Source organism: Nocardia pseudobrasiliensis NBRC 108224 (assembly GCF_001613105.1).
Lineage (GTDB): Bacteria > Actinomycetota > Actinomycetes > Mycobacteriales > Mycobacteriaceae > Nocardia > Nocardia pseudobrasiliensis.
In genome coordinates this window covers 109,094-132,802 of sequence record NZ_BDBS01000022.1, presented here as the reverse complement: position 1 = coordinate 132,802, position 23,709 = coordinate 109,094, and the positions used below count along the sequence as shown (strand labels likewise).

At 66.3% G+C, this 23,709-nt stretch carries 22 protein-coding genes and 1 tRNA gene; 11 read left to right on the top strand and 12 right to left on the bottom strand.

Annotation, left to right across the window (positions count from 1 at the left end; translation table 11 throughout):
- Positions 1–94: 94 nt before the first annotated feature.
- From NP4_RS18165 to NP4_RS18140, 6 genes are read right to left on the bottom strand one after another with little or no spacing between them, the layout of a single operon-like run.
- On the bottom strand, positions 95–1,138 hold the full coding sequence (locus tag NP4_RS18165) for an N-acetylglucosamine kinase (RefSeq protein ID WP_067999219.1): 1,044 nt from the start codon (positions 1,136–1,138) through the stop codon (positions 95–97).
- Complete coding sequence (locus tag NP4_RS18160; protein ID WP_067999217.1) at positions 1,135–2,424, bottom strand: 6-phospho-beta-glucosidase; 1,290 nt, start codon at positions 2,422–2,424, stop codon at positions 1,135–1,137. Before NP4_RS18160 ends, NP4_RS18165 begins: the two co-directional genes overlap by 4 nt.
- Positions 2,424–3,314, bottom strand: coding sequence for a carbohydrate ABC transporter permease (locus tag NP4_RS18155; protein ID WP_067999215.1), 891 nt, complete (start codon positions 3,312–3,314; stop codon positions 2,424–2,426). Before NP4_RS18155 ends, NP4_RS18160 begins: the two co-directional genes overlap by 1 nt.
- Positions 3,315–3,317: 3 nt before the next feature.
- A complete protein-coding gene (locus NP4_RS18150; RefSeq protein WP_067999213.1) occupies positions 3,318–4,241 on the bottom strand; it encodes a carbohydrate ABC transporter permease in 924 nt (307 codons plus the stop codon).
- On the bottom strand, positions 4,241–5,578 hold the full coding sequence (locus NP4_RS18145; protein WP_067999212.1) for an ABC transporter substrate-binding protein: 1,338 nt from the start codon (positions 5,576–5,578) through the stop codon (positions 4,241–4,243). The genes NP4_RS18150 and NP4_RS18145 overlap by 1 nt, the downstream gene beginning before the upstream one ends.
- Positions 5,579–5,595: 17 nt before the next feature.
- Positions 5,596–6,780, bottom strand: a complete 1,185-nt coding sequence (locus NP4_RS18140; RefSeq protein WP_067999210.1) for an ROK family transcriptional regulator — start codon at positions 6,778–6,780, stop codon at positions 5,596–5,598.
- 527 nt (positions 6,781–7,307) lie between these two features.
- Between NP4_RS18140 and NP4_RS18135 the strand changes: the two genes are divergently transcribed.
- From NP4_RS18135 to NP4_RS18105, 7 genes are all read left to right on the top strand, one after another.
- Entirely contained in the window at positions 7,308–8,522 is a 1,215-nt protein-coding gene (locus NP4_RS18135; RefSeq protein WP_067999208.1) for a cupin domain-containing protein, read from the top strand.
- Complete coding sequence (locus tag NP4_RS18130; RefSeq protein WP_067999205.1) at positions 8,519–9,787, top strand: MFS transporter; 1,269 nt, start codon at positions 8,519–8,521, stop codon at positions 9,785–9,787. The genes NP4_RS18135 and NP4_RS18130 overlap by 4 nt, the downstream gene beginning before the upstream one ends.
- The gene (locus NP4_RS18125; protein ID WP_067999203.1) at positions 9,774–10,388 is read left to right on the top strand and encodes a 2OG-Fe(II) oxygenase; all 615 of its coding nucleotides are present in this window, start codon (positions 9,774–9,776) and stop codon (positions 10,386–10,388) included. The genes NP4_RS18130 and NP4_RS18125 overlap by 14 nt, the downstream gene beginning before the upstream one ends.
- Positions 10,385–11,371 (top strand): JmjC domain-containing protein, encoded by a 987-nt coding sequence (locus NP4_RS18120; protein ID WP_067999201.1) that lies wholly within the window; start codon positions 10,385–10,387, stop codon positions 11,369–11,371. The genes NP4_RS18125 and NP4_RS18120 overlap by 4 nt, the downstream gene beginning before the upstream one ends.
- Before the next feature lie 135 nt (positions 11,372–11,506).
- Entirely contained in the window at positions 11,507–12,970 is a 1,464-nt protein-coding gene (locus NP4_RS18115) for a GGDEF domain-containing protein (RefSeq protein WP_114755776.1), read from the top strand.
- Complete coding sequence (locus tag NP4_RS18110; protein WP_067999199.1) at positions 12,970–13,449, top strand: cupin domain-containing protein; 480 nt, start codon at positions 12,970–12,972, stop codon at positions 13,447–13,449. The genes NP4_RS18115 and NP4_RS18110 overlap by 1 nt, the downstream gene beginning before the upstream one ends.
- Positions 13,446–13,946, top strand: coding sequence for a helix-turn-helix domain-containing protein (locus NP4_RS18105; RefSeq protein ID WP_067999198.1), 501 nt, complete (start codon positions 13,446–13,448; stop codon positions 13,944–13,946). Before NP4_RS18110 ends, NP4_RS18105 begins: the two co-directional genes overlap by 4 nt.
- 53 nt (positions 13,947–13,999) lie before the next feature.
- On the opposite strand, the gene NP4_RS18100 is transcribed toward NP4_RS18105, so the two are convergent.
- Positions 14,000–14,212 (bottom strand): hypothetical protein, encoded by a 213-nt coding sequence (locus NP4_RS18100; RefSeq protein ID WP_067999196.1) that lies wholly within the window; start codon positions 14,210–14,212, stop codon positions 14,000–14,002.
- A 670-nt stretch (positions 14,213–14,882) separates the two neighbouring features.
- Here NP4_RS18100 and NP4_RS18095 point away from each other — a divergent pair.
- Positions 14,883–15,542, top strand: a complete 660-nt coding sequence (locus tag NP4_RS18095) for a hypothetical protein (protein ID WP_067999195.1) — start codon at positions 14,883–14,885, stop codon at positions 15,540–15,542.
- 152 nt (positions 15,543–15,694) lie between these two features.
- Here the strand turns inward: NP4_RS18095 and NP4_RS18090 are convergent, their stop codons facing one another.
- Positions 15,695–16,279: a hypothetical protein gene (locus tag NP4_RS18090; protein ID WP_147288023.1), complete on the bottom strand. Its 585-nt coding sequence runs from the start codon at positions 16,277–16,279 to the stop codon at positions 15,695–15,697.
- A gap of 266 nt (positions 16,280–16,545) precedes the next feature.
- On the opposite strand from NP4_RS18090, the gene NP4_RS18085 reads away from it, so the two are divergent.
- Positions 16,546–17,499 carry an LLM class flavin-dependent oxidoreductase gene (locus tag NP4_RS18085; RefSeq protein ID WP_067999191.1) on the top strand — a complete coding sequence of 318 codons (954 nt, stop codon included), beginning with the start codon at positions 16,546–16,548 and terminating at the stop codon, positions 17,497–17,499.
- A gap of 348 nt (positions 17,500–17,847) precedes the next feature.
- Positions 17,848–17,994, top strand: a complete 147-nt coding sequence (locus tag NP4_RS40990; protein ID WP_156524921.1) for a hypothetical protein — start codon at positions 17,848–17,850, stop codon at positions 17,992–17,994.
- Between the two features lie 81 nt (positions 17,995–18,075).
- Here NP4_RS40990 and NP4_RS18080 read toward each other — a convergent pair whose 3' ends face one another.
- From NP4_RS18080 to orn, 4 genes are all read right to left on the bottom strand, one after another.
- Entirely contained in the window at positions 18,076–18,687 is a 612-nt protein-coding gene (locus NP4_RS18080; protein WP_147288024.1) for a hypothetical protein, read from the bottom strand.
- Between the two features lie 161 nt (positions 18,688–18,848).
- Positions 18,849–20,762: a M61 family metallopeptidase gene (locus NP4_RS18075; RefSeq protein ID WP_114755777.1), complete on the bottom strand. Its 1,914-nt coding sequence runs from the start codon at positions 20,760–20,762 to the stop codon at positions 18,849–18,851.
- A gap of 261 nt (positions 20,763–21,023) precedes the next feature.
- A tRNA-His gene (locus tag NP4_RS18070) sits at positions 21,024–21,096 on the bottom strand.
- A 54-nt stretch (positions 21,097–21,150) separates the two neighbouring features.
- The gene (gene orn / locus NP4_RS18065; RefSeq protein WP_067999188.1) at positions 21,151–21,786 is read right to left on the bottom strand and encodes an oligoribonuclease; all 636 of its coding nucleotides are present in this window, start codon (positions 21,784–21,786) and stop codon (positions 21,151–21,153) included.
- A gap of 132 nt (positions 21,787–21,918) precedes the next feature.
- On the opposite strand from orn, the gene NP4_RS18060 reads away from it, so the two are divergent.
- On the top strand, positions 21,919–23,607 hold the full coding sequence (locus NP4_RS18060) for a helicase HerA-like domain-containing protein (RefSeq protein WP_067999186.1): 1,689 nt from the start codon (positions 21,919–21,921) through the stop codon (positions 23,605–23,607).
- The last annotated feature ends 102 nt before the right edge of the window (positions 23,608–23,709 follow it).

The following is a 23,709-nucleotide window of genomic DNA, read 5'->3' as shown; positions in this document are numbered from 1 at the left end:
ACCCGTTCAGCAACTTTCTGGCAAAATGACGAGCGGCGCCGAGACCGTTCCCTCGCGCACCGGAGGGGACGCGAGGGAACCCGGTGTCCGCAGCTCATTCCGTCGACAGCGCCGCGGCATCGTCCTGTTCGGTGGTCGGATACGCCGCCCGCAGCGTGTCGTAGGCCGTGCGGTCGGCCTCGAGGTGGTCCAGCCCCAGCAGCGCCGCGCCCAAAACCGGTGGGGCGACGACGATTCGGGGTTCGGCCAGCGGCGCCGCCGCGGCGAGGCGGGCGGTCAGGTTATCGATCAGCAGCGGCTGTTTGGCCGCCAGCACGCCGCCGCCGAGTACGACCGGCGTCGGCTCGTCCAACAGCCGCAACCGCCGCAGCGCGACCACAGCGAGCCGGGTGATCTCGTCGGCCTGCCGATCGATCAGCCGAAGCGCCGTCGCATCGCCCTCCTGGGCGGTGGCGAACAGCAGCCGCACTATCTCGTGCAACCGCCGTCTGGGCAAGCGCCCCAGATGAATTGCCTCCGCGACCGCATTGGCCCCGGCCAACCCGAAATGTCGCCCGATGGCCGCCGACAGCGCGGTCGGCTGTCCGCGCCCGTCCTCGGCCCGTGCGGCATGCCACATGGCCTCGGCGGCCATTCCGCCCCCGCCGCCCCAGTCGCCGGTGAGTTTGCCCAGCGCGGGGAAGCGCGCGGTGCGTCCGTCGGGTAGCAGTCCGACACAATTGATTCCGGCCCCGCATACCACCGCGACCCCGCGCGGACTGTCGGTGCCCGCCCGCAACAGCCCGAAGGTGTCGTTGCCCACCGACGCGCTCACCGCCCACGGCCGGGCGGCCACGGCCGCGTGCAGACGTTGTTCTTCCACGGGCAGATCGACATTGGCCATACAGGCGCTCAGCCGCGTGGTGAGCAACCGGTCCGGCCGCAGCCCGGCCTGTTCGGCGACCGCCTCGACCAGCGGCGCCAGCTTCTCGATGGCGCGATCCGGGCCGTCGCGATGCGGTTCGAAACCGTCGCCGCGCGCCGCGCCCAGGACCGTGCCGTCCAGCGCGACCAGCGCCACATCGGTTTTGCTGTTACCGCCGTCGATCGCGAGGACCCCGCGCACTTGCTCGGCCGTGCTCGTCGGTCGCTCGCTCATGCCCAGCCCAGATACGCGCGGTTGTGGGCGATCAGGCGATCGGCCAGCGGTTCGGCCGTATCCCACTGTCCGATCAGCGGATGGGCGAGCAGTGCGTCGACCACACGGTCGCGGCCGCCCTCGATCGCCGCGCGCAGCGCCAGCTGTTCGTATGCGGCCACGTGTGCGATCAGCCCCGCGTAGAGCGGCTCGATCGGACGCTGCGGCAGCGGCCAGACGCCGTCGGCGTCGACATGGGCTGGCACCTCGATCACCGCCTCGTCGGGCAGGAACGGCAGGATGCCGTCGTTGCGGGTGTCGACCACCTGGGTGTCGGTGCCCTCGCCGGTGCCGAGCAGATCCGCCAGCAGCTGCACCGCGGCCTCGGAATAGTAAGCGCCGCCGCGCTTTTCGAGCAGCGCGGGCTTGGCGTTCAGCGTCGGATCGGCGTACAGGTCGAGCAGCTGCCGCTCGATCTCGGACACCTCGGCGGCGCGCGAGCCGGTGGCCCGCTGCTCCTCCACCACCGTGTCGTGCTGATAGAAGTAGCGCAGATAATAGGACGGCACCACGCCGAGCCGCCGCAGTAGCGAATGCGGCAGTCGCACCTCCTCGGCGATCGCCTCGCCGAAATCGGCCAGCAGTTTGGGCAGCACCTCCTGCCCGACCGAAGCGCCCGGATGATCGAGCAGGGTCACCCCGCGCTCCCAGGTGAGATGGTTGAGCCCGATGTGATCGAGCCGGATCAGCCGCGGGTCCACACCCAGATGCCGGGCGAAGCGCCGCTGCAGGCCGATCGCCACATTGCACAGCCCGACCGCCTGATGGCCCGCGTCCAGCAGCGCGCGGGTCACGATGCCGACCGGATTGGTGAAGTCGATGATCCACGCCTTGGGGCTGGCCCGGCGGACCTGCTCGGCGATGTCGAGCACCACCGGCACGGTGCGCAGCGCCTTCGCCAGCCCGCCCGCGCCGGTGGTCTCCTGGCCGATACAGCCGCAGTCCAGCGGCCAGCTCTCGTCCTCGGCGCGCACGGCCTGCCCGCCGACGCGCAGTTGCAGCAGAACGGCGTCGGCGCCCGAAACGCCATATGCCACATCGTCTGTCGTGGTGATCCGGGCGCGATGGCCGTAGCGATCGAAGATCCGCCGGGCCACCCCGGCGATCAGATCCAGTCGCTGCGTCGCGGGATCGATCAGGACGAGTTCGTCGATCGGCAGCACATCGCGCAGGCGTGCGAAGCCGTCGATGAGTTCGGGTGTGTAGGTGGAGCCGCCGCCGACGACGGCGAGTTTGACTGCGGACATCAGCCTTTGACCCCTGTGAGTGTCACGCCTTCGATGAAGGCTTTCTGGGCGAAGAAGAACAGAATGATCACCGGCGCCATCACCAGCACGGTCGCTGCCATGGTGAGGTTCCAGTTGGTGTGGTGGGCGCCCTTGAACGACTCCAGCCCGTAGCTGAGCGTCCAGGCCGCCGGATTCTCGCTGGCGTAGATCTGCGGGCCGAAATAGTCGTTCCAGCAATAGAAGAACTGGAACAGCGCGACCGCCGCGATCGCGGGTTTGGCCATCGGCAGCACCACCTGCAGCAGCGTGCGCAGATGTCCGCAGCCATCGATGCGGGCCGCCTCCAGATATTCGTCCGGAATGGTCAGCAGGAACTGCCGCAGCAGGAAGATCGAGAACGCGTCGCCGAAGGCCATCGGAATGATCAGCGGCCACAGCGAACCGGTGAGGTGAAACTGCTTGGCCCACACCAGATACATGGGAATCACGGTCACCTGCGGCGGCAGCATCATCATCGACACCACCCCCATCAGCGCCAGATTGCGACCCCGGAAACGGAATTTGGCCAGCGCGTAAGCGACCGGCACGCTCGACAGCAGCGTGAGTGCCGTACCCGCGCACGCGTACACCAGGGTGTTGCGCCACCAGGTGAGAAAGCCGGGCGTACGCCAGACCTTCAGATAGTTTTCCCAATGCCACCCCGAAGGCCACAGCTGCGAGGTCAGCGCCTGCTGATCCGACATCACCGAGGTGAGGAATACGAAGCCGAACGGCATGAGGAAGGCCAGCGCCGCGGCGATCGCCAGCGCGTGCACCGCCACCCAGTTCAAAAACGTTGTGCGCCGGGCGGTTCGGGGTGCGGGCGGAGCCACGACCGCCGGGGCCGGAGCAAGGGATGTGACGGCCATGGCTCAGTCCTCTCGCAGGAAGCCGGACCCGCGGCGCAGCAGCAACGCCGTGGCGGCCATGGACAGGGCGAACAGGATCACCGCGACGACGCAGGCCGAGCCGGTGTCGAACCGTTGGAAGCCGAGGTTGTAGATCAGCTGCGGCAGCGTCCAGGTGGAACCGTGCGGATAGCCGGGCTCGAATTGCTCACCGGCATTGGCGATCTTGCCGCTGGCGACCTTCCCGGCCACGATGGCCTGGGTGTAGTACTGCATGGTCTGGATCACGCCGGTCACCACCGCGAACAGCACGATCGGCATGATGTTGGGCAGGGTGATGTAGCGGAACCGCTGGGGCGCGCCCGCGCCGTCGAGCCGTGCCGCCTCGTACTGCTCGCGGGGTACGTCCAGCAGCGCCGCCATGAAGATCACCATCAGATCGCCCACGCCCCACAGCGCCAGCATGGTCAGCGCCGGCTTGGACCAGGCCGGGTCGTTGAACCAACCCGGTTGCGGCAGACCGATTTCGCCGAGCACGTGGTTCACCGGTCCGGTGCCCGGATTCAGCAGGAAGGCGAAGGCCATGGTCGCGGCGACCGGCGGGGCCAGATACGGCAGATAGAACACGGTCCGGAAGAAGCCGAGCCCGGATTTGATCTTGGTGACCAGCATTCCGATGCCCAGCCCGAAGACCACGCGCAGCGACACCATCACCAGGACCAGCCACAGCGTATTGCGCAGGCCCTGCCAGAAGAACGGGTACTTGTCCAGGACATAGTCCCAGTTCTTCAGGCCGGTGAAGGTCGGCGCGGTGAACCCGTCGTAGCGCATGAACGAGAAGTACAGCGTCGACAGCAGCGGGTAGGCGAAGAAGACCGTGAAGCCGATCAGCCAGGGCGACAGGAACGCTACCGTGCGAACAGCGTTGCGGCGCTTACGAACAACCATCACTTGGCCTGGGCGATCGCCTCGTCGATTTCCTTGGCCGTCGCGGTCAGGCCCGCGCGCAGATCGGCCTGCTTACCGGCTTCGACGTCGTAGCCGAGATTCTTGAGCGAGACCTGGTACGCGCCGCCGTTGATGCTGGCCGGGGTGGTCGAGGACTGCGGATGCTTGGCGATGTCGACGAAGGTGCGGAAGTTGGCGTCGGCGGACAGTTTCGGCGAGGCGAGCGCCTCGATGGTGCTGGGCACATTGTGGATGGCGTTGGCGAAATTCACCACGGCGTCGGTGTCGGTGGTCAGGTACTTCACCAATTGCCAAGCGGCGGTTTGCTTCTGGCTGGACTTGGTGATGCCGATGATGGTTCCGGTGATGTAGCCGCGACCGTAGCTGGCGGCCTGATCGTCGGGCACCGGGAAAGGCGCTGTGGCCCAGTCGAATCCGACCTTGGCCTCGGCGAGCATCTGGGTGCGCCACTCACCGTCGAAGGACATGGCCACCTGGCCGGTCTGGAAGGGGTTCTTGGCGCTGAACTCCTCGCCGAAGGTAGTGCGGTAGCGTTCGAGCTTGTCCAGCCCGCCGAGCTTGTCGATCAGGCCCTTCTGCCAAGTGAGCATTGCCGCGACCTTCGGATCGGCGGCCAGATTCGATTTGCCGTCGCCGTCGAAATACGTTGCGCCGTATTGGCCCAGATAGTGCATGGGCGTGGTCTCGTAGCCGTGGTAGGTGGGCATGAAGCCGAGCTGTTTGTAGCCGTCGCCCTCGGCCTGGGTCAGTTTGGCCGCGGCGGCGTCGAATTCGCTGAAAGTCTTGGGCGGGGCGGTGATTCCGGCCGCGGCGAAGGCGTTCTTGTTGTAGTACAGCCCATAGGCGTCGCCCAGCAGCGGCAGGGCGCATTGGTTGCCTTGGAATCGGGTGTATTCGCGCATCGGGGCGGGGAAGGTCGCGGCGGGGTCGATGCCGTCCTTGGCCAGGAACGGCGCGAGGTCGAGCCAGACTCCCGCCGAGCAGAACTTGCCCACATTGTCGGTGCTGAAGGAGGAGGCCACATCCGGGGCGTCGCGCCCGCCCGCCCGCAGCGCCTGTTCGATCTTGTCGTCGGAGACATTGCCGACCAGTTTGACGTGGATGTTGGGGTGCAGCTTCTCGAAGGCGGCCACATTGTCGGTGATGGCCTTGACCTCGTTGTCCTGGCTCCAGCCGTGCCAGAAGGTGATGTCGACGCTCTTGCCGGCGTCCGAACCGTCATCTCCGCCACCGGAATTGGTTCCGGTACAGGCGGTGGCGAGCAGGGCGAGGGTCGCGGTCGCGGTGGCGGCGAGGGCACGGAGCGGGGTTCTCATGGGGTACTCCTGAAAGATCAATGGGTCGAGAAAACGGCTTCCCTCGTGGTAGCCAGTGCGCGCTGTAGCGCGCCGTGCAGAACGGAGGATCCGGGCACGGTGCTGCCGCGCACGTCGGGGCGCGCGAAGGTCAACTCCGCCAGCGCGTCCTGGACCAGGGCGCGCAGCAGCTCGCCCCCGGCGCGCGGCACCGCTCCGGCCAGGATCACCAGCTCCGGGTCGACCACCGCGACGATCGAGGCGAGTCCCAGGGCGAGCCGGTCGGCGAATTCGGCGAGAAACCGCTCGCCCGCGCCGGGCGTCTCGAGCGCCTCGGTGACGGCCGAGGCCGCCGTGGGCGCGGACAGCCCGTGCCGCCGCGCGAGCGCGGAAACCGCTGGGGCGCCTGCCAATTGCTGAAATCCGCCGGAATTCTTGCGGCGCACATCGTGCACGATCGGCGCACCCGGCAGCGGCATGTACCCGACCTCGCCCGCGCCCCCGTGGAAACCGCGATGCAACCGGCCCGCGATCACGATCGCCGCGCCGACCCCCGCCGCGGTCCACAGCAGGACGAAATCCTCGCAGCCCTGGGCCGCGCCGTGCGCCTGTTCGGCAATGGCCGCGAGATTGACATCGTTCTCGATCGATACCCGCGCCCCGATCGCATCCTCGAGTTCGGCGATCAGCCTGGGCGAGTGCCAGCCCGGTAGGTGGGTGGCGTAGCGCAGCGTGCCGGTGCTCGGATCCATCGCCCCGCCGATTCCGATCACGACCTCGCGCAAGACATTTCGCTCCAGGCCCGCCAGCCCGACGGTCTCGGCGACGGCCTCGCCCACCCGGGAGACCGTGGTGGCCGCCGACCAGCCCTTGGTGCGGACCTGATGCTCCGCCAGCGTCGTACCGGTGATATCGGCGACCGCGATGCGGACCTCGGTATTGGTGACATCGACGCCCGCCACATATCCGGCCGCTGGATTCACCTGGTACAGCTGGGCATTGGGCCCGGGCCCGCCCGCCGCGGTGCCGATCGGCACCACCAGCCCTGCGGCCTCGAGGCGCGTGAGCAGTTGCGAGGCGGTCGGTTTGGACAATCCGGTGAGCGTTCCGATCTGCGTCCGCGACAGCGGTCCGTTGGCCAGCAACAGCTCCAGCGCGGCCCGATCGTTGATGGCGCGCAACAGACTCGGTGTCCCCGCGAGGGTGGGTCGTATATCGGCCATCGGCCCTCCTCACCCGCCGTCGGGTCGAACTGTTAGGAAAGTTTCCTTATTCGGTGGGGAGACTGTAGGCCCAGGTGGGGCGGGTGTCAATGGCTGCGGGACAGGTGATTTCGACGCCTCGCGCGGGCGTCGCGACAGCAACCGGGCCGGGGGTGACCGAGGCTGGATTTGTGATATGGGTCACGCGCTATTGAGGAAGAAATCGAAACTTGCAGGTGGAAGTGGTTTTCCGAGCCTCGGGGAACGTCTGTGGAAAGGATGCGGGGACGTTGCTGTTCTGCTTTGATCGGGATGTCTCTCGGGGTTGGGAGTCTCCGGGATCACCCGGAGGAGACAATGTGTCATGAGGGGAGTTGCCATGGAAAAAGAGAACGATGATCTCGTCTTGGAAATTGTCGACGAGTTCGATTTCGACCGTGGAGTCACGGGATCTCCGCGTCAGGACACCGGTCACTGAAATCCCCGCACGACGTTCGTCGTGTGGGTAAGTTGATTTAATTCGGTACGCCGACCCCGAGAGACCCTCCATGAATTATCGTTTCCGATCCGAGTGGCAGATGTTCACCGGCGACGGACCCGATTTCCCGAATCTCGTGTTCATCGAAGCACTGTTGGATTCCGAGGAGGTCGGCCGCCTCGACGGCATGCTCCGCGAGGCAGTCGGCAATCTCACCGCGAGCGGTGACAAGGCGCCCAGGGTGCGGGCGTTCCGCTCGAACGCGCTCGATTACCGCCTGTCCGACGAACTGGTGCGAACGGTCGCCGAACCGTCGGAGTCGCCGGTGGACTGGTTGCGCCGCACCGCCGGGGCGGGCGGCGGATGTGTGGCGATCAACGGCTTGGCCGCCTGGTCGTTGGATCTGGCCGAATGGTTTTCGACACTCGTCGCGAGCCTGATGCGCGGTCCCGGCCGCGAGCCGCTGTCGGGCACGGATGTGTACACCTTCATCGCCGACTGTGAATGGACGCCGTTCGGAATCCATTGCGATGCCGAGCCATCGATGATCATTCATCTGGGCCCCTCCGAGAAGACGGTATGGGTGTGGCCCGACGGGGCGCTGCCGGAGGAGCTGTTCCTGCGCAGTCCGTCGTTCAACGGGATCTCCTTCGAGATCGAATCCCATCTGTCCAGCGCCGAATCCTTCACCCTGCGCTCCGGCGATTTCGTCTCGATACCGCGCGGGCGCTACCACCTTTTTCGCAATGACGGGCCGTCCGCATTTCTCGGCCTGACGGTGTATCCGCTCGACCGGCAGCGACTGCTCCGCTCGGCGGTCACGACCGTGATCGATGACGTGCTGCTGCCCGATATCGGCGAATTCGCGACGATGCGCGAGTTCGAGGACAACATCCAGGAACTGATGCGCGACCACGCCTTCGGCGAGCGGATCGCCTCGTCGATCGGGGCGCGGTTCGTGCGGAAGTACGCCGTCGAGCGCAGCAGCGGCCATGTCGATCGGCCCAATCGCGCCGTGCTCGACGGCCGCGGCGAGCTGCCCGAGCGCATGCGCGGCGCGTTTCCCGGTGTGCTGAGCGATTGTGGTCAGGGCGAGCTGGTGGTCCGGGGTCGCACGCTGCGGACCAATGTGGCGCTGGATCTGCGGACCCTGGCCGAGCGCGTCAACAGCTGTGCGCCGCTGGCCCTGCCCGAGTGGCTCGAGACGATTTCGGGCCTCGGACCGGATAACGGCCGGGAGCTGGTGGCGGCGCTGTATCGGGTCGGTGGACTGGTGGACGCATGACCGTTGCCTCGATCCGGGCCGCCGGTCGCGATCGGCTGCGGGTGCTGCGGGTGCCCGCGTTTCGCGGCGTGTACTTCGGCGGCATCTGTTCCGGGCTGACCGACGGACTGATTCCCGTCGCCTTCGCCCTGCAGTCCGTGCGGGCCTTCGGCTCGCCGACCGCGATGTCGACGATTCTGCTCGCGCTGTGGATCGGCCGATTCGCCTGCACGCCGCTGGCCGGTCGGGTGGCCGCGCGGCGAGACCGGTTCCTGGTCATGATGTGGTCGGATCTGGGCCGCGCGATCGCACAGGGCGGGCTCGCACTGGCGATCATCGTGCTCGGCCACGATTCGCTGGCGTTGATGGCGCTGTCCGCGGCGCTGTACGGCGCGGCCACCGCGTTCTTCGGGCCCGCGCTGTGGTCGTCGATCCCCACGCTGGTCGAACGGCGCGATCTCGACCGGGCCAACGGTCTGCTGGCCATCAATACCGATATCAGCGTGCTGCTGGGGCCGACCATCGCGGTCGTGCTGATGTCGGCCATCGGATTTCGCGCGATCCTGATCCTGGACGCGCTGACCTTCCTGGTGAACATCGCCGCCCTGGCGTACGCCCGGGGCAAGGCGGTCCCGGCGCACGAGCAATCGAGTTCGGATCCGGGTCCAGACTCCGCCGCCGAGCACACCTTCCTGGCGACGATTCGGGCGACGCCGTGGCTGGGCTGGTCCACGGCGCTGTGGTTCGTGGTGTCGGTATCGATCGGCCTGGTGGCCGTGGCCGGTCCGGTCGCGACGATCGGCAAGAGCGGTAGCGGCGCGCACTGGGCGGCGCTGGCGACCGGCATGGCGGCCGCGAGTCTGGTGGGCTCGCTGTCGGTGGTGGCCGGACTCGGTCGGATCCGATGGGCCGCCGCGGCGGTGGCTGTGGCGGTGGCGTTCTCGTTCGAGGTGGTGGCGTTGGCGCTGTACCCGCAGCTGCGCGGGGGCGTGGACATCATCGTGCTGTTCGGCGCGTGCACGATCGCGGGGCTGGTGAACTCTGTATCCGGAATCGCCTGGCAGACAACGATTCAGAAGCGTCTACCGATCGGACCGCTCGCGCATTTCAGCTCGGTGGAGGGGTTCGTCAACGCGGCGGGGGTGCCGATCGGGATGTTCGTCGGCGGAATCGTCCTGGCGCACGGCGCTTTACCCGCGACGGCGATCGTGCTGTGCGTGGCCATGATCGGTTCGGCGATCGTGAGCGGCGTCGGGATCCGGGAGTTGGCCGATGAACGAACATAGTCGCGGAGACCGATATCTCGTCCTCGACGATGTGCTGAGCGAGGCGGCGCTGACCGCATTCCGTACGGCGCAACGACTCTCGTCGCCGCGCCCGTCGCTGAGCACGGTCGACCGCTATTTCGACGGATTGGCGTTCCGGGGCGCGGGTCCCGAATTCGCGATATCGGCGGATCCGGACGCCGAGGCACATCTGGCCGAACTCGCCGCGGCGCTGCGCGTGGCCACCGCGAGACTCGCTGTCCCGGTCGGCGATTCGCCGATCGCCAGTACCTTTTGGGCCTATCCGGCGGGTACCAAACTCGGTTGGCACGACGACGGCGCGCAGCGGGCGGGTGCGTTCACTCTGTATCTGTCGCGGCAGTGGCGGGCCTCGTGGGGCGGTGAACTGGACATCATCGACTGCGACGTCGACGCCGTGCCGAATGTCCACAACGACCTCGATCTGGACCTGCTCGCATCGCCCACCGATCCGATCGCGATCTTTCCCCGGCCCAACCGACTCGTGCTGATGCGGTCGATGACCTTCCATCGGATCCGCCGGGTGGACGCGGCCGCGGGAAACGTTGCCCGCGAATCGCTGACGGGATTCGTCGCCTCGTGAGCGACCTCGGATTCGATATCGCCGTCCGGCTCGCCGAGGTGGTCGGCGACGGCAGCGGCGGCGTTCGGCGCGGCAGCATCGAGGACGAATCGCTCCTGCGGACGCTCGAACGATCGCTGTGGCCCGATCTGGCCCGCACCGGGCCGCTGTGGTCCAATATCCGCCTGGTGTACGAGGGCCGGGACCTGCATCCGCGAAAGTACATGCGGGCCCGCATCGGTGACGGTCTCATCGCGCATTCACAACTCGACACCGAGCGCGCCGATCGGTATCTGCAGGCCGGGGGCACCCTCGTGCACGATCACATCCACGAGAATTCCCGGACCGTGCAGCGGATTCAGGAGTCGCTGGAATATCTGCTCGGCGCGCGGGTGTGGGTACAGGCGTATCTGACCCGAACCGGGGAATCGGCCTTCGGAACCCATGTGGACGACCACAACTTCATCGTCCTGCAGGTCTGCGGCAACAAGGCGTGGACGGTGCACGACGAGCGATCGGGGGCGAAGGTTCTCGACGAGGTGCTCGTGCCCGGCGATTGCGTGTACGCGGCCGCCGACAGCCCGCACGCCGTCACGGGCCTGGGCACGCTGTCGCTGCATCTGACGATCGCCTTCGACTGGCTGACCACGGGGCGACGGGGTTCGGCGCTGAGCCCCGATGAGCGCGACCGGCACGCCGCGGTCAAGCGGATCGGCAGTCCCTTCGCGCTGACCCTGCGCACCGAGGCGGACCTGTCGGAGTTGCGATTTCGATTGTCCGCCCGTACGCCGCCGGAGATCGAGGAGAGCGACGGGACGCTGCGGGTGCGGATCGGCACGACCACCGTGCGCCTGGATCGGCGGCTCGCTCCGGTCGTCACGGCCCTGGCGAGCGGACGGGAATGTGGTCTCTCGGAGCTGTGCGTACTGACCGCGGAACTGGATCGGGATCGGATTCGGCAGTTCCTCCTGTTCGGCGCGCGCAGCGGTCTGATCTACTGCTGAGCGGCATTCCGCCAGGGGTTTTGTACCGTTCTGGGTGGTTCGAGTGCGGGGTCGGACAGCGCGACCTACGATCGGTGTCTTGTGGAGGACGGCAGTGGGGGTAGGCGGTTTGTCCTGTGCCGGTGGGCCTTTGGGGTGGTGGCGACCGTAACGCTGACATTGCTGGTGGTCGAGGTGGGTGTGGCCGCCAGCGGGGTGCTGGGGTGGTCCGGATCGATGGCCCTGAACAAGGGGTGGGAGTTGGCGGCCGCGGTGGTGGCATTGCTGGCGTGGGTGCGTTCGGCGGTGCGCGCGCGGCAGCAGTGGCGGTGGTGGATGGCCGCGGCGATGACCTGTTTCGTGATCGGGCTGGCCGCCTGGAGCTGGGTGCAGGTGATCGTCGGGGTGCCATTGCCGACCGAGACGCTCGGTCCCGCGGGATTCGTGCTGACCGCGGTGCTCGCCCTGCTCGCGGTGGTGATGCGAGCGTATGCCACCGGCACCGAACCCGGTGCGCCGCTGCGGATTCGGCGGCATCGGATCGTGCGCATGCTGGATCCGGCGATCATCTGCTGTTCGATGGTGCTGTTCGGCTGGGTGACCATGGGCCGGGAGCTGTCGGTGAGCTGGGCGGCGTCGGGGCCGATCGTCTCGCTGCTGCTGGCGCATCCGCTGGCGTACCTGCTGCTGGTCGGAACGACCGTGCTGCTGACCAGGATTCGGCCCGGTGTACGCCAATTGCCGATCCTGTTCATCGCATTGGCCGCCACGGCCTATGTCGTCTCCAGCACGCTGTTCGCACGGTTCGTCGACGCGGGCGGTACCCACGTCCCGCCCGCACTGGAGGCGGGGTTCATGGCGTGTCCGGCGCTGTTCTTCCTGGCCGCCCTCGCGCCCGACAATCGAAGTACGGCAACCGAAACCGAGGATCGGCTCAGCGCGGTGGAGGTGGCGCAACTGGTCGTGCCGTATCTGCCGCTGATCGCCACCGGAATCTTCCTGGCCGCCGAACTGGCGGTCGGAGTCACACTGAGTCCGTCGCAGGAGGCGCTGTCGCTGGCGTTGCTGGGGCTGGTGATCTGCCGACAGGTGGTGACGCTGGCCGAGAACGACCGGCTGCTGCGCGAGGTGAAACATCAAGCGCTGCACGACCCGCTGACCGGACTGGCCAATCGCACCCTGTTCCTGTATCACCTGGAGCGGCTGGTGGCCCAGCACGCCGATACCCGCTCGGCGGTGGTGGTCGCGTTCTGCGATGTCGACGACTTCAAAACGGTCAACGACAGATTCGGGCATACCACCGGCGATCTGGTGCTGCGCGGGGTCGCCGAACGGCTGTGCCACTGCGCGGGCGGCGCGGGCATCGTCGCCCGGCTCGGCGGCGACGAATTCGCCGTCGCCCTCCGCGAATCCGAGGACGGCGGCGACCTCGGCCCCCGCCTGCGCGCCGCCCTGACCGAACCCTATTTCGTGGACGGCACACCCCTGACGGTCGGCACCAGCGTCGGCATCACCCACCTGACCGGCGCCGAAAAGCTCACCGACACAGACCATCTGCTGAAATTGGCCGACACCGCCATGTACCGAGCGAAACAACGCAAGAACAAGGAGCACGTCTGATGGATACGACGACCACCGCCGAGCGCATCATCGACACCTTGCGGTTGCAACCCTTGGCCGTCTGCAGCGGCTACTTCCGCGAAACCTGGCGCGACACAGCCTCGACCGTGATCTATTGGCTCCTCCCCGCCACCCACTTCTCCGCCCTGCACGCCGCGCGTTATCCCGAGATCTTCACCTACCACTCCGGCGCCCCCCTGACCCTCACCCTCCTCGACCCCGACGGCCGCCCCACCGAACACACCCTCGGCCCCGACCTCGACGCGGGCCACCATCCACATCTGGTGGTCCCGGCCGGAGTCTGGCAGGCCGCGTACACCCGGGGCGACCACACCCTCGCCAGTGTCGTTGTGGCGCCGCCGTTCACACCGGAGGTGGTCGAGGTGGGCGACGCGGAGGTACTCGCCGCGCGGTATCCGCGGTATGCGGAGGAGATCCGCGCGCTGTGCGCTCGGGGGCGGTTGGGGATCGAAAAGTGAATACCGAGCTCGACCGGAGCTTGTTCACCGAGGATGTCGTCCAGGAACTGCTCGCGCAGGGCCTGAGCAAGGCCGAGATCGGCCGCCTGTTCGGGGTGAGCAGGCAGGCGGTGCTGCAGAAGGCGCCCAGGGAGTTCATCGGGCCCGCCCGGATTGTCGAGGACAGTTATCCATGGGCCGTCGATCGTGAACTCACGCGGGCCGTGCCGTATACGCGCAGCAGGGAGCACGCCAAATACATGGCGCTGGGGCGCGGGGCGCTGTCGGACGATCAGGCCAAGCGCCTGCGCTCGTGGTACCGCCTGCTGCGGAATATGAACGTGGTCGTCGAGTACGACCCGGAAATCCCTGCGCTGGAGGGTATTTCGACCAATGGTGGCTGGCGGTACGTGGCCCGGACGCCGGAGGACGGCGAACTGATCGTGCGGGTCAACGAGTACACCCGGATGACGGTGGAGGGCAGATCGATCTGGGTGTTCCCGCCGGAGGATCCGTAGGAGCCGACCCGGGGCCGCATCGTCCGCACGGGACGACGCGGCCGGGCGCCTCGTCAGCTGTCGGAGCTGCCGGTGTCGAGGATCTTCAGGATCTTCAGCAGGTCGATGATCATCGAGGTCGAGCCGGTGCCGACCGAGCCGCTGGAGCTGCCGGTGCTGGCGGCGGTGCTGTCGATCGGGGTGGCGGCGGTCGATACTCCCGTGCCGGCCAGTGCGATTCCCGCGACGGCGGCACAGCTCACCCCGAGTATGCGCAATTTCCTCATCGGAACTCATTCCTCTTCGAATCGAATTCTCGGTGGCTGATGCCACCTTGATCGGATTTATAGCATCCGGTCTGTCGGTTCGGGGTGGGGTGAATAGGGGGTTCGAGGGAATGGGTGGTTGCGGGGGATTAGCATAAATTCCGGGTGGAATGGTCGTGATCTCGAGTTTTGCGGCCGCGGATGGGGTGTGGGGGTGGTCCAGCCAGTTTCCGGCATCCGGGGAAATTTTCTTAGCGTTGTCAACGAATTGGGATGTCGCCCAAGGTTCGAGGGGTGGGCTTTGGGATGTGTGTCGATGCTCAACCTGGGCTTTGAGCGTACGGATGCGCTGCCGCTGGTGGTGGCAAGGGGGTGGTCCGGTCCGTCCGGGTTTGCGGCCGGTCGGGTGGATCGTGGCGGAGGTGCGCTTCGGGGGCGAGCGCAGAACACAAGGCGCGAGTATATCACATGTAATTCTGTCTGGAATTACATTCCGCAAAGTTCGAATAAGGGTGTGAATAGGAAACTCTTCAGTATATCCGACCCGTCGGTTGTTTCTGTGGGGTTTTCGCTCCGGCCGGATATCGCGAAAAGCTGGCATTCCTGGGATTGCTTCCGTGAAGTCGCTGTTCGAAGCTTTATTCGGGCGGCCCGGTTCGATCGTTTTCCATATCCCGCAGAGGAGTGCGTAATGTACAGCAAACTGTTCTTCGCGCGGGCTGCGCTGGTCGCGGCCGGTTGCGTCGCGACCTCGGTCGTGATCGGCGGCCCGGCGCAGTCGGTTCCGGTGCAGCCCGCGGGCTCGACCTCGGTCAGTCCCGCCGGAGCGTCGGTCACGGCCACGAGCGTGGGCTCGCAGGTCCTCGAGGCGGGGGCGGTGACCGTCACCTGCAAGACCCTCAACGCGAAGGGTTCGGTTCCGGCGGCGCCGGACAATCAGAATGCGAACGGTCCGGTGTCGGTACAGATTTCGGCCCCGACCTTCAGCGACTGCGAGACCGACCTGGCCGGGGTCGACGCCACGGTGACCACGACCGGCACCTGGGCCGTCACCGTGCAGAACGGCTCGGTGATCACCGGCAGCCTGACGATTCCCAAGGGCGGCATGACGATCAAGACCAGCGGCCTGGCCTCCTGCACCACGGTGGTCGCTCCCGACGGCCCCGCCACCATCGCCGGGACGTTCACCAACGGCAACCCGCCCACGATCAACGCCAAAAATGCTCCGGCCCCGATCAAGACGACCGGCGGCTTCGGCTGCCCGACGGACGCCAAGACCGGAACCCTCACCGGCACATCCGCTCTGAACAACGTCTCCGACCCGTCCAAGCCGATCACCGTCGGCCCGTAACCCTCACCCCCTCCGGCTGAGATGCGCAGGGCGCCTGATCATTCAGGCGCCCTGCCGCCGTATCACGACATTATCCGCGTCAGTTGATCTGTGGACACCATGGTTCGGGGGACTGGTTGAACCGCGCGACACCACGTTCGGGCGATCCCCTACTACTTCCTGTCCTTCGCGAACGCGCCGATCGACAAGCCGACCGGCGAGGCGAGCTCCGGCGCGAGATAGCGTTGGCGCAGAAACCACCGATAGCGACCGGACAGCAGCGGAACCCGACCCGTGACCGCCACATTGAAGGTCACGACGGTCAGCAGGCGCAGGCAGGCCATCAGCGTCCGCCACCACCATTTGTCGTAATTGATTCCCTCGTCGGTCTTTTGGATCCAGCTGCCGATGCGGTCGGTCAGTCCGCGCTGCTGGAGTTTCAGCCGCAGGGTGCGGTCGGGGTCACGGTCGGTGTCCTCGACCGTCTGCTGCATCAGCCAGGCGAGCAGGGTGAATCGCTCGAATCGGAGTCGGCGGCCGCGGACGTTCGGATTCCGGACGAATCCGGTGGCGGCGCGGTCCAGTTGGCGTAGCGCCTGCCTCGTGGTCTCGATCGTGGCCTCCGGCGCGGACGAAACCTGGGCGGGCCCGCCGTTGCCGGACAGATCCAGATAGCTCCGCCGAATATCGTTCGGCGTCGCGGACTCCAGATATCGGTCGACCGTACGCAATACGTCGCTGTGCGCAGGGGAGCGCACCAGGCACAGCATCGGCAGGCCGCGCCGGCCGATATCCCCGGGACGCGCGTCACCGCCCCACCGATCTCCGGACCGCGGGCGTCTGCACAAGACACCGATCAGTCGGAAAAGCTCTGTCGCACCGTGGAATACGTGTAATTCGGACTTCGCCCCAGGTCCCCCGTTGTCAGCCATTACGCCCATGGTGGCACGGGTTCGCGGAGTCGTGCTTCGAATCGCGTCGGACGATAGTGTCGGTGGCGAGTAGCGATCGAAAGGCAATCTCGATGACCACAGGCATTCCCGTAGGAATTGTGCTCTTTCCGCCGCCGACGCGGTCGGTATTGGAAGCGATCACGCGGGCGGAACGGGCGGGCATCGGTACGGCCTGGGTGCCCTCGTGGCCGGTCGGGCCGGACGGGTTGAGCATTGTCACCGCCGCGGCCGCACGCACCAGCGATATCGGATTGGCCAGCGGAATCTCGATCACCTATCCCAGTCACCCATTGGCGCGCGTGAATCAGGCGTTGGTCGCGGCGGAGTTGGCGCCCGGGCGATTCCGGCTGGGCATAGGAGCCAGTCACCGGGAACGGATCGAGGAACAGTACGGACTGCCGTTCGGCAAGCCGCTGGCTCATCTGCGCGAGTACGTCGCGGTGCTGCGCGGGATGCTCTGGGACGGCCGGGTCGATATGGATGGTGAGTACTACCGTGTCCACGCGGCTCTGCCGCCGATGGTTACGCCGCCGCGCACGCCGATCGTGCTGGGGGCGTTGCGAAAGAACATGCTGCGCTTGGCGGGTGAGATCTCCGACGGCGCGATGCTCACCTCCTCCGGGCCTTCCTACGTGCGCTCGATCGCCCGGCCGGCGTTGGCGGAGGGGGCGCGGCTGGCGCAGCGTCCCCGGCCGCCGTTGATCGTCGCGGCCAGCGTGCTGCTCACCGATGATTTCGCCGCTGTGCGTCAGGCCGCGCACGCCGGATCCGCCCACCAGGCCGACCTGGCCACGTACGGAAAGATGTTTCAGGAGGCGGGTTTTCCGCTCACCGCGCGGGGGCTGATGAGCGATGAGCTCATTCACGAGATCTTCGTCTACGGCGATCAGGAGACGATCCACCGTCGGCTGCTCGAGCTGAACGAGGCGGGTGCCGACGAGATCGCGGTCAACTTCGTGCCGGTGACCGACCCCGTGCGGGAGGAGGCCGCGGTGCTGGAGATCCTGGCCGAGCTGTCCTCGTGAGGCGGGCGCGTATTCCGCGCAGGGCTTCTTGCGTGGCGTAGTGGCCTTCGGGATGATGAGCGGCAAGGGGTCCGACCGAAATCCTTGGAGGAGAACCAACCCGAGTTGATACGACGTGCACTGCTCATATGCTGTACAGCCCGCTACGGGGGGTTATCGCATAGGTGCGGTGTCGTTGGTTGACGTGATGGGTGTGCCGCGTCGTATGCGGCGCACCGTAGGTTGTCGGCCGTTGATCGGCGGACAGCTCTGGATGGGGCTGCATCTGGACCGGACGGTCGCCCGGATGCGTAGAGAGGCTTTCCGGGTGCACTCGCGAGATTGTTCCGCGCCGCTGAAGGAGTCGGTGTGTTTGAAATCGCTTTGCTCGGATCGCTTTGCTTCGTCTGCTACCTGGCGCTCTGCGGAGTCGTGGTGCTCCGCACCGGGAGTGCCGCGGGTTTGCGTGATGTCGCGATCGCGGTCCGCGGTCTGCGTGGATTGACCGCGCAGTAGTGCGGTAGGGGCGGGCCGTGACCGGATGTCGGTCGCGGCCCGCTCGACGGTTCGCGCGACCTCGGCGCGCATCACTCCGGATCAGCGATGACGCCGGGGACGGGAGGTTCTCGCTCCCAGCTCACCGGCGCCCATGATCAGGCCGCCGATGGCGAAGATCGCGAAGCCTGTGCCGGGCGTGCTCTGCGAGGTGTGCTGGGCGATGCCGAGCATCATGATCGCCCAACCGAGGGCGGCGATCGCGCCGCCGATCCACAGGCAGGTCTTGGTCCACGCCGGTGCTCCCGAAAGGTCGTCCGGCTGTGGGGCATAGAAGTCGTACGTCGAGATATTCCCCGCGGCGGTATGGCCGTTGCCGGGACCGCCGACGACGGTACGGCCGCTACGGCCGGTGTGAATCGTGATGTACTGCCACCCACCGGCCTCGTCGATTCGATCCCGCAGGTCGGCGAGTTCGCGTTCGAATCGCTCGTCCGCCTCGGCCGCGCTCTCGATCGCGGCCGCGACGCGCTGCCGCGCCCGAATACTGTCCGGGTGATCGGTGAGATCGTCGATCGGTCCGCGACCCAGCCTGCGAATCACCGCCTGGGACAGCGCCGTCAATCCCTGATCCAGGGAACGGTCCACCAGCCTGCTACCGGCGCCCCCTGCCGCCGCGACCAGATAGTCCGCGATCACGGTTCCGTCGATCATGCCCGTCTCCTCAGTCGCCGCCCGGGGCATTACAGAGAGTGAATCGGCAGCCGGGTCTCGCTTGTTTCAGGGACTGATACGCGAATTCGTTTGTGAGCGTAGGTAATTGGTGGCCCAGGGGCAGGACGGAAACGCTTCCGACCTGCCCCCGAGGGGTGACGCTAGTTTCGCGCGGCCAGGATCTGGGTGAGGTAGTCCGGGGTGCCGTCGATGCGTTGCAGATGCGGGTAACGGAGGCCGTCGTGATAGTTCAGTTCGACGGTCCGGGTCTGATCGAAGTCCTTGACCTGCAATCGGATCGGGGCGGGATTCGCCTTGGCCCCCTCGATCGCGGCTTCCATCGTGGCTTGGGAATAGGGAGCGTCGTTGACCGAAACCACCGTCATCCCGGTGCCGACTTTCGCCTTGAACGCGGGGCCGTCCCAGCGCACGTCGGTGACCTTGCCTTCGCCGGACACATTGAGACCGATCGAGTAGGTGTAGTTGACAGCGCCCTCGGCCTGTTTCATCTGCGCGGTGAGGAGAGCGCCGGGATTGTTGTCGTACACCAACTTCCACCCCGTCTTCTCGACACTGGAGGCGAACGGTTCCTTTCCGTCGAGACGATCGCGCAGGTACTTCGCCCAATCGTCGGCGACAACGCCGTTCAGCGTGGAGACGACTTTGTCGAAGTCGTAGGTGTTCTGCGACTCCCACTTACCGTCGTCGACACCGAAGAACGCGCGAGCGAAATCATCGAGTGACTTCGTGTTCCCCGACAGTTCGCGGATACGCGCGTCCACCCCCAGCCACACCAGTTGCCCGCCCTGGTAGTAATCCTCGCTGAGCTGCCACGACCGATACGGCTTCGTACGCCGCTGAGCGATGATGGGATCGTTGGTGGTGTCCTGCACGTCGCGCCAGGTGAGTCCGGGCCGGTTGTCGGTGTATGTGGCGACTACCGACGCCAACGCATCACGAGAGACTTCCGCGGGTCGCAAGCCGGACCGGCCGGTGAGCACATTGCCCCAGTACTGCGTCTGTCCCTCGTAGACCCACAACAGGCTGTCCTGCATCGGGACGTTGTAGTTGGGTGTCCACAGGTCTGCGGGGCGTCGGAACTTGCCGTTCCAGGAATGTGTGTACTCGTGTCCGAGCAGATCGGCGCTGCCGACCGCGGGGTTCCACCCGGTGAAATAGTCCGTGGGCTGGCCGTTCTCGCTGGATCGCTGGTGTTCCAATCCGTTGGAGCTGAGCTGATTCGACAACGACAGCAGGAAGTCGTAGTGGTCATAGTGTTGTGAGCCGTACAGTTTCACGGCCTGTTGCACCAGAGCCCTGTGCAGCTCGATGTGCTCGGGCTTGGCCTCGAGCTGCTCCGGCGCGTCGGCGAATACTTGCAGTCGCACCGGGGTTTTCGCGCCGGGAGCAAGGTCGAATTCCTTGTGATAGCGCCCCGCGTATATGGGCGAGTCGACGAGGACGTCCAACGGAACCTGCTTGTAATTCACGGTGTCGCCGTTCTTGCCGGCGACCTCCAGCGCGGTTCCGGCCTCGAATCCCGGCGGGTAGGTAACGCTCGCGGTGAAGGGAATCTCACTGGCGGGAGGACCTGCTGGATAGAGGACCACCGCATTCCACTGTAAATTCAGCATATTCGGTGTCATCACCACGCGCCCCTGAGAGGAGTCGGTGGGGGTGAGGTATTGGAAGCTCGCGTCGATTGATTCCACGCGGTCGGGCACAGTGACCTTGAACGCGTACACGTTCAAGGGATCACGCTTCCACTCCAGCCTGTTCCCCGCGCTGGTGAAGGTGATGCCCCCGATCTTGTCGATCGGACCGGACGGAGAGTGGTTGCCGGGCAGCCACTGCGGGAAAAGCAATTTCACCTCACCCGACCGGACGGGGATCGTCTGTTTCACCTGGATCACGCGTTGCGGCAGATTGGTCACGTCGACCGCCACCGAGATCGCTTTCTGCTTCGTGGGAGCTTCCTCGGACTTGTTGCGCAAGCCGAAATAAAGCGAACCTGCCAGGACAATGAGAACGACGACGCCGACAGCGCCGATAATACGAATCTTGGACAAAAACACTCCCCGAATCACACAGAAAATCTTGTCTACACTACGAAATCGACGCAATACCCGCCTGCGCTATCTCCCCTCCGGCGTCAACGCTTGAAATAGTTTCGAGCTGAACTAAATGTCGATACTACGAGGGTTGGTATCGCCGCGTGCGGGGAGCGAGTGTGGGCTACGTCATACCTGCCGCGCGGTATGGTCGCCGACGGCAATGGGATCGAGCCGGGAAAGAGACGAAGACGCGAACCGGATGGTTCGCGCCTTCGCGTTCGGGGTGGCTGACGGGACTCGAACCCGCGACACCCAGGATCACAACCTGGTGCTCTACCAGCTGAACTACAGCCACCATTGCCGGTAACTTCCGGCGCGCTAGATCCTAACGCGTAGTGGTGGGTGGGGCCTAATCGGCCTGGTCGGGGGCGGTATTCGCCGGTTCGGCGGTGGTGAGGTGGGTGGCTATGGTGGCTATCTCGGTGGTGGAGGGGCCGGGGGCGGGGACGAAGGCGGTGCGGCGGTAGTACTCCAGTTCGCGGATGGATTCCTTGATGTCGGCCAGGGCTCGGTGGGTGAGGCCCTTTTCGGGCTGGCCGAAGTAGATGCGGGGGTACCAGCGGCGGCACAGTTCCTTGATCGAGCTGACGTCGATCATGCGGTAGTGCAGGTGTGAATCGAGGGCGGGCATGTCGCGGGCGAGGAAGCCGCGGTCGGTGGCGATCGAATTTCCGGCCAGCGGGACCGTGCCGGGGGTGGGCGCCCACTCCTTGACGTAATCCAGGACCTGCTGTTCGGCCTCGGCCAGCGTGACGGTGGATCGGCGCACCTCGTCGGTGAGCCCGGAGCGGGCGTGCATCTCCTGGACCACGGGCGGCATGGCGGCCAGGGCGGCATCGTCGGCGTGAATGACGATATCCACGCCCTCACCGAGAATGTTGAGGTCGCTGTCGGTCACGAGCGCGGCCACCTCGATCAGCTTGTCGCTGTCCAGGCGCAGGCCGGTCATCTCGCAGTCGATCCACACCATGAGTTTGTCGGACACCCGCGCCACATTACTGGGTTGACCTGCCGGGTTTGCGCAGTGCGTTCGATATGGTGTGCGCAGGATTCGAGCTTGGTCCGGATAGATCGGCAATGTTGGCGCGTAGTTGGCAGGGCGGACGGAGGATCGGCGATGACTACTCCTCAGGAGAAGGCGGCGGCGGCTCGCAAGGCGGCCGAGGAGGCGGCGCGTATCGCGGCCGAGGCGCAGGCGGCGGCGGACGCGGCCGAGCAAGAAGCCGCGGAACACGCGAAAAGCGCGGTTGGTAAAGAGGATTCGGACAACAGCGCCGAAAAGGACTCCGGCGCGAAGGCATCCGACGCCGCGCAGGAGATCGCGGCCGGTTACGCCGTGGAGGGCGCGGCCCTGGAACTGGGCGCGGTGATGATCGACGGCAAGGTGGAATCGGCCGCGCACGTGAGTATTCCGCTACGCACCATCAACCGCCACGGTCTGGTCGCGGGCGCCACCGGCACCGGCAAGACCAAAACCCTGCAGGGCATCGCCGAACAACTGTCCGCCGCGGGCGTGCCCGTCGTACTCGCCGATGTGAAGGGCGATCTGTCGGGCCTGTCGCAGCCGGGTACGGCCAATGACAAACTCTCGGCGCGGGCCGCCGAAACCGGCGACACCGATTGGGCCCCGGCCGGATTCCCCACCGAATTCGTCTCCCTCGGCACCGAGGGCATCGGCATCCCGATCCGCGCCACCATCACCTCCTTCGGTCCGGTGCTGCTCAGTAAGGTGCTGGGGCTCAACGCGACTCAGGAATCCACCCTGGGCCTGATCTTCAACTGGGCCGACAAACAGGGCTTGGCGCTACTGGATCTGAAGGATCTGCGCTCGGTCATTCAGCATCTGACCAGTGCGGAGGGTAAGGAGGATCTCAAGGGCATCGGCGGTGTGTCGGCGGCCACGGCCGGGGTGATCCTGCGGGCGCTGGTGAATCTGGAGGGCGAGGGCGGCGACACGTTCTTCGGTGAGCCCGAACTGGATCCGGCCGATCTGATCCGCAGCGCCGGGGGACAGGGCGTGATCACGCTGTTCGAATTGGGCGCGCAGTCGGCGCGGCCGGTGCTGTTCTCGACGTTTCTGATGTGGGTGTTGGCCGATCTGTTCCAGACCCTGCCCGAGGTCGGCGATGTGGACAAACCCAAGCTGGTGTTCATCTTCGACGAGGCGCATCTGCTGTTCAACGACGCGTCCAAGGCGTTTCTGGATCAGGTCGAGCAAACGGTCAAGCTGATCCGCTCGAAGGGTGTCGGCGTGTTCTTCTGCACCCAGCTGCCCACCGACATCCCGAATCAGGTGCTGTCGCAGCTGGGCGCGCGCATTCAGCACGCGTTGCGCGCGTTCACCCCCGACGATCAGAAGGCGCTGTCGAAGACCGTGCGCACCTATCCCAAGACCGGCGCCTACGACCTCGAGAAGGCCCTGACCTCGTTGGGAATCGGCGAGGCCATCGTGACGGTGCTCTCGGAGAAGGGCGCGCCGACCCCGGTGGCGTGGACCCGGCTGCGTCCGCCGCGTTCGCTCATGGACACCATCGGCGACGACGCGATCCGCTCGCGGGCCAAATCCAGCTCGCTGTACGGCAAATACGGGCAGACCGTCGACCGTGAATCGGCCTACGAGATCCTGTCGGCGAAAGTCGCCAAGGCCGAACAGGATTCGCCCGCCCCGGCCAAGCCGACCAAGGAGGAGCCGTCGGCGGCCGATCGCATCATGAGCAATCCGGCGGTCAAGAGCTTCCTGCGTTCGGCGGCCACGGCCGCGGGCCGCGAGATCAGCCGCAGCATCTTCGGTACCCGCAAGCGATAAAAGCGTTCGCTTGCGGGCACTGGGCTGGGGCAGCGTTCGCTTGCGGGCACTGGGGGGACGGGACGACAACGGCCCGACCGCTGTCCGGTAGGTCGGCCGTCC

Bases quoted from the DNA above. Each gene is read 5' to 3' on its own strand.
- NP4_RS18165 (WP_067999219.1), bottom strand. From the start codon at position 1,138: ATGAGCGAGCGACCGACGAGCACGGCCGAGCAAGTGCGCGGGGTCCTC.
- NP4_RS18080 (WP_147288024.1), bottom strand. From the start codon at position 18,687: ATGATCGACGGAACCGTGATCGCGGACTATCTGGTCGCGGCGGCAGGG.
- NP4_RS18095 (WP_067999195.1), top strand. From the start codon at position 14,883: ATGTACAGCAAACTGTTCTTCGCGCGGGCTGCGCTGGTCGCGGCCGGT.
- NP4_RS18140 (WP_067999210.1), bottom strand. From the start codon at position 6,780: ATGGCCGATATACGACCCACCCTCGCGGGGACACCGAGTCTGTTGCGC.
- NP4_RS18145 (WP_067999212.1), bottom strand. From the start codon at position 5,578: ATGAGAACCCCGCTCCGTGCCCTCGCCGCCACCGCGACCGCGACCCTC.
- NP4_RS18160 (WP_067999217.1), bottom strand. From the start codon at position 2,424: ATGTCCGCAGTCAAACTCGCCGTCGTCGGCGGCGGCTCCACCTACACA.
- NP4_RS18150 (WP_067999213.1), bottom strand. From the start codon at position 4,241: ATGGTTGTTCGTAAGCGCCGCAACGCTGTTCGCACGGTAGCGTTCCTG.
- NP4_RS18060 (WP_067999186.1), top strand. From the start codon at position 21,919: ATGACTACTCCTCAGGAGAAGGCGGCGGCGGCTCGCAAGGCGGCCGAG.
- NP4_RS18100 (WP_067999196.1), bottom strand. From the start codon at position 14,212: ATGAGGAAATTGCGCATACTCGGGGTGAGCTGTGCCGCCGTCGCGGGA.
- NP4_RS18125 (WP_067999203.1), top strand. From the start codon at position 9,774: ATGAACGAACATAGTCGCGGAGACCGATATCTCGTCCTCGACGATGTG.
- NP4_RS18130 (WP_067999205.1), top strand. From the start codon at position 8,519: ATGACCGTTGCCTCGATCCGGGCCGCCGGTCGCGATCGGCTGCGGGTG.
- NP4_RS18085 (WP_067999191.1), top strand. From the start codon at position 16,546: ATGACCACAGGCATTCCCGTAGGAATTGTGCTCTTTCCGCCGCCGACG.
- NP4_RS18155 (WP_067999215.1), bottom strand. From the start codon at position 3,314: ATGGCCGTCACATCCCTTGCTCCGGCCCCGGCGGTCGTGGCTCCGCCC.
- NP4_RS18110 (WP_067999199.1), top strand. From the start codon at position 12,970: ATGGATACGACGACCACCGCCGAGCGCATCATCGACACCTTGCGGTTG.
- NP4_RS18135 (WP_067999208.1), top strand. From the start codon at position 7,308: ATGAATTATCGTTTCCGATCCGAGTGGCAGATGTTCACCGGCGACGGA.